10 protein-coding genes are annotated in these 10746 nt (G+C 55.2%); 7 read left to right on the top strand and 3 right to left on the bottom strand.

The genetic code is table 11. The features are described from left to right. The first annotated feature begins 14 nt into the window (after nucleotides 1–14). From G7G_RS0111385 to G7G_RS0111405, 5 genes are all read left to right on the top strand, one after another. Nucleotides 15–1175: an acyl-CoA dehydrogenase family protein gene (locus G7G_RS0111385; protein ID WP_010441542.1), complete on the top strand. Its 1161-nt coding sequence runs from the start codon at nucleotides 15–17 to the stop codon at nucleotides 1173–1175. A 7-nt stretch (nucleotides 1176–1182) separates the two neighbouring features. Further along, complete coding sequence (locus G7G_RS0111390) at nucleotides 1183–3198, top strand: acetate--CoA ligase family protein (protein ID WP_010441543.1); 2016 nt, start codon at nucleotides 1183–1185, stop codon at nucleotides 3196–3198. A gap of 3 nt (nucleotides 3199–3201) precedes the next feature. Beyond that, on the top strand, nucleotides 3202–3981 hold the full coding sequence (locus tag G7G_RS0111395; protein WP_010441544.1) for a carnitinyl-CoA dehydratase: 780 nt from the start codon (nucleotides 3202–3204) through the stop codon (nucleotides 3979–3981). 173 nt (nucleotides 3982–4154) lie between these two features. After that, nucleotides 4155–4736 (top strand): helix-turn-helix domain-containing protein, encoded by a 582-nt coding sequence (locus tag G7G_RS0111400; protein WP_029621947.1) that lies wholly within the window; start codon nucleotides 4155–4157, stop codon nucleotides 4734–4736. 69 nt (nucleotides 4737–4805) lie between these two features. Beyond that, a complete protein-coding gene (locus G7G_RS0111405; RefSeq protein ID WP_010441546.1) occupies nucleotides 4806–5696 on the top strand; it encodes a LysR substrate-binding domain-containing protein in 891 nt (296 codons plus the stop codon). Here the strand turns inward: G7G_RS0111405 and G7G_RS0111410 are convergent. From G7G_RS0111410 to G7G_RS0111420, 3 genes are read right to left on the bottom strand one after another with little or no spacing between them, the layout of a single operon-like run. Further along, nucleotides 5683–6255 carry a thiamine pyrophosphate-dependent enzyme gene (locus G7G_RS0111410; RefSeq protein ID WP_010441547.1) on the bottom strand — a complete coding sequence of 191 codons (573 nt, stop codon included), beginning with the start codon at nucleotides 6253–6255 and terminating at the stop codon, nucleotides 5683–5685. The genes G7G_RS0111405 and G7G_RS0111410 overlap by 14 nt on opposite strands. Further along, complete coding sequence (locus G7G_RS0111415; protein ID WP_010441549.1) at nucleotides 6252–6800, bottom strand: decarboxylase; 549 nt, start codon at nucleotides 6798–6800, stop codon at nucleotides 6252–6254. Before G7G_RS0111415 ends, G7G_RS0111410 begins: the two co-directional genes overlap by 4 nt. Beyond that, the gene (locus G7G_RS0111420) at nucleotides 6800–7894 is read right to left on the bottom strand and encodes a pyridoxal phosphate-dependent aminotransferase (RefSeq protein WP_010441550.1); all 1095 of its coding nucleotides are present in this window, start codon (nucleotides 7892–7894) and stop codon (nucleotides 6800–6802) included. The genes G7G_RS0111415 and G7G_RS0111420 overlap by 1 nt, the downstream gene beginning before the upstream one ends. 125 nt (nucleotides 7895–8019) lie before the next feature. Here G7G_RS0111420 and G7G_RS0111425 point away from each other — a divergent pair, with 125 nt between their 5' ends. Together G7G_RS0111425 and G7G_RS0111430 are read left to right on the top strand one after the other, a co-directional pair. Continuing rightward, nucleotides 8020–9042: a succinylglutamate desuccinylase/aspartoacylase family protein gene (locus G7G_RS0111425; protein WP_010441551.1), complete on the top strand. Its 1023-nt coding sequence runs from the start codon at nucleotides 8020–8022 to the stop codon at nucleotides 9040–9042. Next, on the top strand, nucleotides 9043–10503 hold the full coding sequence (locus G7G_RS0111430; RefSeq protein WP_010441552.1) for an aldehyde dehydrogenase family protein: 1461 nt from the start codon (nucleotides 9043–9045) through the stop codon (nucleotides 10501–10503). The last annotated feature ends 243 nt before the right edge of the window (nucleotides 10504–10746 follow it).

The raw sequence follows: 10746 nt of genomic DNA on the forward strand, positions 1-10746 counted from the left end.
AGGGGAACCGCGTTATGCAATTTGGCTTATCCGAAGAACAGGACATGATCGTCTCGACCGTGCGCAGTTTTGTCGAGAATGAGATCTATCCGCATGAGGCCGAGGTCGAACGGACCGGCCAAGTCCAGCCCGAATTGGGCGAACAGATCAAGCAGAAGTGCATCGATCTGGGATTTTATGCCTGCAACTTCCCTGAAGAAGTGGGCGGTGCAGGTCTGTCGCATCTCGACTTCACTCTGGTTGAGCGCGAACTGGGTCGCGGGTCCATGGCATTGACCCATTTCTTCGGTCGCCCGCAGAACATTCTGATGGCGTGTAATGACGAGCAGCGTGAACGCTATCTGTTGCCCGCTGTACGCGGTGAAAAAATGGACGCGCTGGCGATGACCGAACCCGATGCAGGTTCGGATGTCCGAGGCATGAAATGCCAGGCGGTTCGCGATGGCGGCGACTGGGTCGTAAACGGTTCGAAACACTTCATATCAGGCGCAGAACACGCTGATTTCTTCATCGTGTTCATCGCAACAGGTGTGGATGAAACCCCGAAAGGCCCAAAAAAGCGTATCACCACATTCCTTGTGGATCGGGGTACGCCGGGTTTTGAGGTGCGCGAGGGGTACAATTCGGTAAGCCACAAAGGCTACAAGAATTATATCCTGTATTTTGACAATTGCCGCCTGCCAGACGCACAGGTTTTAGGTGAGGTTGATGGCGGTTTCGCCGTGATGAACGAATGGCTTTACGCGACGCGCCTGACGGTCGCTGCTTTTTCAGTCGGGAGGGCGCGGCGCTGTTTTGATTACGCGCTGAATTACGCCGCTGAACGCAAGCAGTTTGGCCAACCAATCGGCAAGTTTCAGGGTGTTAGCTTCCAGATCGCCGACATGATCACCGAGATCGACGCCGCCGATTGGCTGACACTCTCGGCCGCATGGCGACTGGATCAGGACTTGCCTTCAAACCGCGAGATTGCGTCGGCCAAAATGTACGCCTCGGAGATGCTGGCGCGGGTAACGGATACCACGCTGCAGATCTATGGCGGGATGGGGCTGATGGACGATTTCCCAATCGAACGGTTCTGGAGGGATGCGCGTGTCGAACGAATCTGGGACGGCACAAGCGAAATTCAACGCCACATCATCAGCCGTGATCTGCTGCGGCCTCTGGGTGCCTGAGGCGTAGATGAGCAAGGATATCTCTCGCCTTCTGCGTCCGAAATCCATAGCGGTCATCGGAGGTGGTGCGTGGTGCCAGCAGGTTATCCAGCAATCCCAACTAATGGGGTATGCCGGGGACATTTGGCCCATCCACCCCAAGGCGGCTGAACTCGCGGGGCACAAAGCCTACGCGCGGCTTGAGGACCTGCCCTCCGCCCCGGATGCCGCCTTTGTTGGCATCAATCGACACGCCACGATTGAGGCGGTACAGATCTTGTCCGAAATGGGCAGCGGTGGTGCAGTTTGCTTTGCATCCGGATTCTCGGAAGCTGTGGCCGAGGATGATACGGGTGGAGACTTGCAATCAGAGTTGATCAAAGCGGCAGGTTCCATGCCCATTCTGGGGCCAAACTGTTATGGCTTTATCAACGCGTTGGACGGGGCGCTGTTATGGCCTGACCAACATGGAGCATTTCCAGTTGAGCGCGGCGTCGCCATTCTGACCCAAAGCTCAAACATCTCGATCAACCTGACCATGCAGCGCCGTGCCTTGCCCATTGCCTATATGGTGACCTGTGGAAACATGGCACAAACCAGCCAGGCAGAGATCGCTGCAGCGCTGATCGATGACCCGCGGGTCACTGCAGTAGGTCTGCATGTCGAAGGCTTCAAGGATGTCCGCGAATGGGAAGCCCTTGCCGCCAAAGCTTTTGAGAAAAGCGTTCCCCTGATCGCGCTGAAGGTTGGTGCGTCTGAACAGGCGCAGGCAGCGACTGTGTCACATACCGCTTCACTGGCAGGCAGCGACGTGGGTGCGCAGGCTTTGCTGAACCGTCTTGGCATACCGCGACTAAAATCTCTCCCAGAGTTTCTAGAAACGCTGAAATTGCTGCACTGCTACGGACCGTTAACAGGAGCCAACATTGCATCGATCAGCTGTTCCGGAGGCGAGGCAAGCCTGATTGCGGATATGGCAGTTGGCACAGGCCTCGGCTTTCCCAAACTGAGCGAAGACAAAGAAACCCGATTGCGCGATGCGCTTGGTCCGATGGTCGCGCTGAACAATCCGCTCGACTATCACACGTATGTCTGGCGCGACGAAGCAGCAATGGCGAGCGCCTGGGCCGGGATGACCGGGGACGATATCGATCTGACCATCTCGATCGTCGACTATCCAACCACCGACTTGACGGATTGGGCTTGCGCAACGAACGCGGCACTCAAGGTGCGGGAAGAAACCGGAGCACGATTTGCTGTGGCGGCGACCTTGCCCGAGTTGCTGCCAGAGGATGTCGCGCAAACCTTGATGGCGGGTGGAGTGGTTCCGTTCATGGGTTTAAGTGAAACTCTCGCAGCTACTCGGGCTGCGGGGCAGATCTGTGCGCCTTCGCACGAACCAATCTGCTTGCCAGGCGATCTGGAAGCCAAACGAACTTTGACCGAAGCGGACGCCAAGCAGGCACTTACAGGACATGGCCTGCGTGTGCCCCAGAACCGTTCGGTTCGGAGTGCAGAAGAAGCCCAATGCGCGACGCACGAGATGACCGCACCTTTCGCCGTCAAGGGCGTCGGACTTGCCCATAAGTCCGAACACGCCGCCGTGAGACTGGGAGTTCAGGCCTCTGACGTGCCGAAAGTTGCCGCAGAAATCGGAACCGACGAGATCCTGATAGAAGAGATGATCTCGGGAACCGTGGCCGAACTGCTGGTCGGCGTCGTGCGCGACCCCGCCCATGGGTTTGTTCTGACCCTCGGCGCGGGTGGTGTCATGACCGAAATCTTGCGTGATACCGCTTCGCTGCTGATACCGACGACGCCCGATGATATTCGTGGCGCGCTCGACGCGCTAAAGATCGCCCCGCTTCTGGCCGGCTATCGCGGCCAACCAGCGGCTGATATGGATGAGATCATTGCTGCTGTTTTGGCCGTTCAGAGCTATGTCGTGCACAATGCCGATACGCTCGGCGAGGTCGAAATCAACCCGCTTCTTTGCACGCCGACCCGCGCGGTTGCAGTGGATGCCCTAGTCAGAAAGGCCTGAGATATGGACCCGATCAAGACCCGCCGCGAGGGCGCAATCCTTGAGGTTACTCTGGACCGCCCTAAGGCCAACGCTATCGATCTGGCCACCAGCCGCGTCATGGGGCAGGTCTTTGCTGAGTTTCGCGATGACCCCGAATTGCGCGTCGCCATTCTGACCGGTGCTGGCGAAAAGTTTTTTTGCCCCGGCTGGGACCTGAAAGCCGCCGCCGACGGCGACGCGGTGGATGGGGATTATGGTGTGGGTGGTTTCGGGGGGCTTCAGGAACTGCGCGACCTCAACAAGCCAGTCATCGCCGCCGTCAATGGAATTGCCTGCGGGGGTGGGTTGGAACTTGCGATTTCAGCCGACATGATTCTGGCCGCAGATCACGCTACCTTTGCCTTGCCTGAAATCAGGTCTGGCACCGTCGCGGATGCCGCCAGCGTCAAACTGCCTAAACGCATCCCCTATCACATCGCAATGGAATTGCTACTTACCGGTCGCTGGTTCGATGCCGAAGAAGGACACCGCTGGGGATTGGTCAATGAGATCTTGCCTTCCGATCAGCTCATGGATCGCGCTTGGGAGCTTGCGCGCCTGCTCGCCTCGGGTCCACCACTTGTCTATGCAGCGATCAAAGAAGTTGTGCGCGAAGCCGAAGACAGCAAGTTTCAGGATGCGATGAACCGCATCACCAAACGGCAGTTGCGTACGGTAGATGTACTTTACTCCAGTGAAGATCAGCTTGAAGGCGCAAGGGCCTTCGCTGAGAAGCGCGACCCGGTCTGGAAAGGGAAATAACAAACCCATTCGTTTTCTAACTACGTAAATGAATCTGGGAAGAACAGCCCCTGATCACACAGGTCCAGCTAGTTCATCAAAGTCAGCTCAATTTTTGAGTAGATCATACTTTACACGCCTGAAAATCAGGTCACAAATTGCTTTATGCATATATTTGGGATCAACGTGACCTGATGCAGGACAAAAAATCAGAGACTGAACTGGAGATCGGTCGCACTCTGCAAAGACTGCGGCAAGAGCGAAACCTGACCGTCACAGAACTGGCAACTCAGGCAAACCTGTCGACGGCGATGATCAGCAGAATCGAGAACGGCCACGTTTCGCCTTCTCTTGGCACATTGCAGGCTTTGGCCGATGCCTTGTCAGTATCTCTGATGGCGTTGTTCAGCCATTCCGAGCACACGGCAGACGTTCACCATGTTCCCGCAGGCACAGGGTTGCCGTCGCGGCGGATTACGCATGACCACGCACATGACTACCTGACACTGGGTAAGCACAGCGGGCCGGGCGGGTCCTTTCAATCCGCACGCATCCGTATTTCTAAGCAAGACCAAAACACCTTGCCCAAATACCAACACGAGGGACACGTATTCATTTATATGATCGAAGGGCGTGCCCGGTATCTGTGCGGTGCCGAAGAATTTCTGATGGCGACGGGCGACACGCTTAGCTTTGACGCCAAACTACCACACGGAGTACACGAAATCCTATCGGACGAGATCGAGTTCATTACCGTTTCAACCCGGCCACAGTAATGACCATCTGCTGGCGTCACCGTGCCTGAACCCTTGCCTAAGTGACCCGGGAGTGAAAAGACCTAGAGAATGAAAATTACCTTTCGACAGGTCGATGCATTTCGATCCGTGGTATCTACCGGATCTGTAACAGAAGCCGCGACAATGCTGGGCATTTCGCAACCTGCAGTTAGTCGGTTAATCGCCGATCTTGAGGCTGAAGTCGGATTTGCTCTGTTTCAACGCTCAGGAAGGGTCCTGATTCCTACAGACGAAGCGCGGCTGCTTGTACAGGAGGTGCGCCAAGCCGTCAGCGGTATGGAACATATCAAGCAGGCGGCAACAGCGATCGGCAGTTTTGGACACGCGCGACTAAGCCTGGTAACTACCCCAGCCTTCGCGACGCAACTGGCCCCTGATCTGATCAGCTCATTCGCATTGGCCTGCCCCGAGGCTAGGGCGCGGTTGGAATTTGAGGCCAATGACGATTCAGTGGAATGGCTGGTATCGCAGAGTTTTGATTTTGGGATTACGTCCAGCGTCCCGTCTAACCCATCTTTTAACAGCCTGATGCTGTCGGATGACGATGTATACTGCGTCTTGCCCAAGGGCCACCGGCTAGAAGACAAATCCGTCATTCACGCGCGAGATTTGGCGGATGAGAGTTTTATATCCTACATGGGTTCATCCCGCTTCCGGTTCGAGGTCGACCGCTTTTTCGATGCCAAATCGATTTCGCGTAGCCTAAAATATGAAACTCGAACTACGGATGGCGTCTGTCGTCTTGTCGCGCGAGGGCTTGGAGTGTCGATTGTCGGAATGTCCAAAGGCCGTTCCGAAACCGTTCCAGGATGCGCTGTGCTGCCGTTTGCTGCACCGCTAAATTTTCAAACAGTGCTTTTCTGGTCCAACAACAGACCACTATCCGCTGTTGCAAATATCTTTCTCGAAATAGCGAAGGACACGCTTAGCACCGATTGAGCGCATCTCGAAAGCTTTGTCGCGCCTTTGCACTGTGAATATAGTCATAGTCGCGTGGGTAGGATTTGCCCGGCTGAATCTCCATCGAAACAAACTGAGGGCCCGGCGTATTCAGAATATATGGTAACGCGTCTGCAAACAGTTTCAGCTCGCGAAAACCCTGCGACCCGGCATATCCGGCTGAACGCGCAAACCCAACGAAATCTACCCGATCAGCGCCGGGCAGCGGATGCGCACCATTCACCTCATACACCCGGTTGGCCGCCACGAAGTGATACAAATTGGTTACGCCTGAGTTTGCTATCGTGACCAGAGAACCCAGATTCATCAACAGGCTGCCATCCCCATCCAAAACAATCACGCGCCTGTCCGGATTTGCCAACGCCAAACCTAAACCGTGTGAACTGGCCTGACCCATTGCTCCGACCGCTACATAGTTCAGGTCACGAGGATTGAGTTGCAGCCAATCAAAGCAGCTTTGATATACGGCCACAACGATATCCTGTTCATTCACATAGGGTATCAACGCAGCAAGCGCATCATCACGGTCAATGATCATGTTGTCTCCGGGCTCCGTCCAATCAGGAATACATGAGGGCACGACGCGTTGTACGCCGCATCGACGGCTTGCGGAATATGATCAATATCTTCAGGCTCTTCGATCAGCGAGTGAGAAATTTCCATCGCATCCAGCACCGGTTGGATAATCCGCACCCCGTATGAAGCTGATTGGTCGGGTTGCACATCGGGCTCTTTTCCCTGCAAGCCGACCATCATCACGATAGGCAACTCATAGTCCATGCCAATTGCCCGAATGGCGTTCAGAGAATCCATCAAACCGGTTTGCTGCATCATCAATAACGCCCGAGTGCCATTGTAGGACATCGCCCCACAGATGCTAACTCCCTCATCTTCTTTACAGATGCGGGTCAGGCGAAAATCGGGATCTTTCGAAATCGGCCAAAGTAAACCGTCACTTGTGACGATATCCGGCAGGGCAACAATTTCCCGAATATGCGATTGCTTTATGCAGGCGATGATGCCAGCGCCCGACGGAAAGGCAATATCCCGAGCACTTGCGGCAGATTGAAGTGATCCGCCCATTAGCCCGCCCCATTCAAAAATTCAGCAATACCATCTCGCACAGCTTGCAGTTCATGGGGCCGCCCAATGGTTATGCGAATATAATCCTTGTAGGCAGCCGATGCCAAACGCCGTACTGCGATACCATTCCGGCGCAAGAAGAGGTCGGCCCCTTCGGCAGATTTCACCGGATCTGGAAAATGGACCAAAAGAAAATTGGTCTGACTTGGCACTATCGTCAAACCCAGCGATTGCATTTCCGACGAAAGCCACCGGCGCCCACGCTGATTGGCATCAAACACGAAGCGTGTGTGCGCCCGATCTTCAAGCGCTGCAATCGCAGCAACCGCCGAAGGTGAAGCAACGGGAAAGGTCAAGGCGATACGACGAATACTATCCAGGATATCCGGAGGGCCAAACACCCATCCTACCCGCGCTCCGGCCAAGCCGTAGATCTTAGAAAATGTTCGGCACATAACGACGTTGCTGGCCTCTTCCACCAGCTTGTGCGCTGGTTCATAGTCTTCGGCGTCGACATATTCTTCGTATGCCGCATCAATTACCAGCAACACGTCCTTGGGCAACGCAGCGTGTAGCCGCCTCACTTCAGATCCATTCAAGTAGGTTCCAGCGGGGTTTTCCGGGTTCGCAAGATATACAATTCGCGTTCGATTTGTCAGGGCATCAATCATTCGATCAACCGAGGGCTTGAGGCCGTCATCAGCGACTGAAATTACATCGGCATCATTTGCATAAACGTAGTTTGGAACTTTTAGATATCCGTTTGCGCTTCGGATCAGCTCGGTGCCCGGCCCCAAATAGGCTCTGGCCAATCGGGCCAGCAAATCATCCGAACCTTGTCCCGTTGTTATCCATGTTTTGTCCAGATCGAAATGCCGCGCGATAGCAGGCGCAAGAACACGGTCAGGGTTCTCTAGGTAGCGCTCAATATCGCTCATGGCGGCGCGCGCCGCCGCACGCGCATTGGGACTGGGTCCAAAAACACTTTCGTTAGAATTCAACAGCACGGTCGCAGGTTGCCCGGCTTCTATCGGCGCACCCACCATATGTGGCTTGATGTTTTCGATTCCAGATTTTGCCAGAACTATGGTCATATTGCTTCCTCGAAACGGATCAATCACGCTGCTCAACTCAATATATCACACATTTTTATTTGTATGCCAATTCACTTGCAAAAATATTATGGTATATGGGGAGCATATTGAACAAAGGACCTGCCATGGCAGAGGCGAAACAAACGCAACCCAGCAGAGTGCATGCAACCATCAATCTGGATTCTCCGGGCAAACAGACCGGGGATTTAATGCTGAAGTGGTCAGACAACACCGTGCCACTGGGATATCACCCCATTGCGATCGTCAGTCTTCGCGGATCTGACGGCCCGACGGTTCTGCTGCTAGGTGGAACTCATGGTGATGAATTCGAAGGCCCCGCTGCAATATTGCGGCTAGCCGAGCGTTTAGACCCCTCACAGATTGCCGGGCAGATCATCATGATACCAGCCCTGAACGCTCCGGCAGTCGCCAGCTCCTCTCGCGTATCTCCGCTGGACGGGCAGAATCTTAACCGCGCCTTTCCCGGTGACCCCGACGGCGGGCCGACGGCGATGTTGGCGCACTATGTGGAAACAGTATTAATGCCACGTGTTGATGCAGTGATTGATCTGCATTCCGGCGGCAAGGCATCGGTCTTTGCACCTTGCGCACTGGCGTCGCGCTGTGCTGACCCCAAGCTGACCAAAGCGAACCTTGATCTGGCCAACGCATTCGGATTGCCGCAGATCTGGGTATTGGGCGCACATAATGACAATCGTTCAGTCAACGCAGCAGCCGAGCGCGCAGGTGTTCCTATGATCGCAACCGAGCTAGGCGGTGGCGGCAATATCACACCCGAAATTGTAGATGCCGCAGAAACAGGTTTGATGCGCTGCCTAACCGAACTCGGGCTTCTAGAAGGCAGCTCTGGTATTGGAACACCCCCGCGGCAGGTTGAGATCGCATCCCCGCATGACTCACTCTATGCCCCCGAAAATGGCTTATTCGACCGATATGTCTGTGCTGGGCAAGAGGTTCAGGCGGGTGATTTGGCGGGGCATCTGCGTTTTCCCGATAATCCTGGCCGACCCGCTCTGAAACTAAATTTTCCCAACAGCGGATTTGTGCTCGCGCATGGCAATCGCGGGATGGTGTGTCGGGGCGACCTGCTGGCGCTGGTAGCTCAGAACGCATCGAAAGGAGACTGAATGCGATCCTACACTCCATTCATTTCAGGCAAGTTCATAGATTGGCAAGGGGACACCATACCCAGTATCAACCCTGCGACCGGACTGGTCTGGAGCCATATCGCCAAGTGCGACACATCCGAGGCAGATGTAGCGATACGAGATGCGGACCTCGCCTTTCGCGCAGGGCCGTGGGCCCAGCTTGATCCTCCAGGGCGCGCCGACATGCTTGAGGCTATGGCTGATATGCTTGAGGAGCGTTGGGAAGAACTTGTTGAACCGGAGATTCTGGATAATGGCAAGCGAATTGCCGAGGTACGTGGTCAGCTTTCTGGATTGCATTGCTGGTATCGCCATTTTGCTGCCGAAGCGCGCAAACTAGCCCCTGTTCCACAGAGCAATTCCACGCCTGGGGTCACAAGCGAAGGACACTGGTCGCCCTACGGTGTGGTGGTCGCAATTACACCATGGAACTCACCCCTGATGATCCTGGCATGGAAGCTGGCTCCGGCTCTGGCCGCAGGAAACACGGTTGTGGTTAAACCGTCGGAAATGGCGTCAGCCTCAACCCTGGAATTCACTCGACTTGTTTGCGAGGCGGGTCTTCCACCGGGTGTGTTGAACGTGGTGACGGGATGGGGCCACGAAGTTGGCGAGGCACTTGTTCGGCATCCGTTGACACGCAAAGTAAGTTTCACCGGCTCAGATATCGGTGGCCGCAAGGTCGCTCAGGCTGCCGCGGGTCAAGTCGTGCCCACAACGCTCGAACTGGGCGGCAAGTCGCCTCAGGTTGTGTTCGCCGATTGTGATCTGGATTCGGCGATCAACGGGGTGATGTCAGGCATTTTCCTGTCAAATGGCCAGACTTGTGTCGCAGGTTCTAGGCTAATTGTCGAAGCCCGGATCAAAGACGCAATGATCTCGCGACTGCTGGAACGATCCCGTTCACTGAAACCAGGGGACCCATTTGACCCGAACACTCAGATTGCACCGCTCGCCAATGAGCCGCATCTGAGAAAGGTAACTGCGATGATCGAGCAAGCAAAGGCAGACGGCGCCAATTGCCTGCTGGATGGCACCCAAACAGTGAAAGGGATTGGCGGCTACTATGTCGGGCCAACGATCTTTGATCAGGTCTCTCCGGACATGCAGATCTGGCGAGAAGAGGTTTTCGGCCCTGTACTTTCAATCGCCACCTTTGAATCCGAGGACGAAGCCATCGCACTCGCTAATGACAGCGACTATGGACTGTCCGCCGGGGTTTGGACCACGGATGCAGCGAAAGCCGCCCGAGTTGCCGAAGCGATATGTGCGGGCACCGTTTACATCAACCACTACCGCAGCGTGGACCCAGGTAGCCCGATTGGTGGCGTCAAACTGTCGGGATATGGGCGGGAACTGGGACCGGGCGCAATCACCGATTTCCTGCAGGTCAAGTCAATCTGGACCGGAACCACGCCTGTATCCAACCCGTTCCTTTAATTGTGTTGGCCGAAAAATTGGCAGGACGCAGAATTGCGAAGAAATAACTAATTGACATATGGATGGCACTATCAATAAAAAAATATAATGTATTAGAGAGCGCTAGATTTGCAGAGCATCCGCGCACTGCAGCGTCCAGCCATATCCGGCATGAGACATCGGCAGGTCATTCCCGAGTGGAAGCTCGAGACATGCGGAAGCCAATCGCTGAGTGCGTAAGCCACGACGACTGGAAGGCCAAAA

It is taken from the genome of Ruegeria conchae, assembly GCF_000192475.1.
Classification (GTDB): Bacteria; Pseudomonadota; Alphaproteobacteria; order Rhodobacterales; family Rhodobacteraceae; genus Ruegeria; species Ruegeria conchae.

Bases quoted from the DNA above. Each gene is read 5' to 3' on its own strand.
- G7G_RS0111385 (WP_010441542.1), top strand. From the start codon at position 15: ATGCAATTTGGCTTATCCGAAGAACAGGACATGATCGTCTCGACCGTG.
- G7G_RS0111390 (WP_010441543.1), top strand. From the start codon at position 1,183: ATGAGCAAGGATATCTCTCGCCTTCTGCGTCCGAAATCCATAGCGGTC.
- G7G_RS0111395 (WP_010441544.1), top strand. From the start codon at position 3,202: ATGGACCCGATCAAGACCCGCCGCGAGGGCGCAATCCTTGAGGTTACT.
- G7G_RS0111400 (WP_029621947.1), top strand. From the start codon at position 4,155: ATGCAGGACAAAAAATCAGAGACTGAACTGGAGATCGGTCGCACTCTG.
- G7G_RS0111405 (WP_010441546.1), top strand. From the start codon at position 4,806: ATGAAAATTACCTTTCGACAGGTCGATGCATTTCGATCCGTGGTATCT.
- G7G_RS0111410 (WP_010441547.1), bottom strand. From the start codon at position 6,255: ATGATCATTGACCGTGATGATGCGCTTGCTGCGTTGATACCCTATGTG.
- G7G_RS0111415 (WP_010441549.1), bottom strand. From the start codon at position 6,800: ATGGGCGGATCACTTCAATCTGCCGCAAGTGCTCGGGATATTGCCTTT.
- G7G_RS0111420 (WP_010441550.1), bottom strand. From the start codon at position 7,894: ATGACCATAGTTCTGGCAAAATCTGGAATCGAAAACATCAAGCCACAT.
- G7G_RS0111425 (WP_010441551.1), top strand. From the start codon at position 8,020: ATGGCAGAGGCGAAACAAACGCAACCCAGCAGAGTGCATGCAACCATC.
- G7G_RS0111430 (WP_010441552.1), top strand. From the start codon at position 9,043: ATGCGATCCTACACTCCATTCATTTCAGGCAAGTTCATAGATTGGCAA.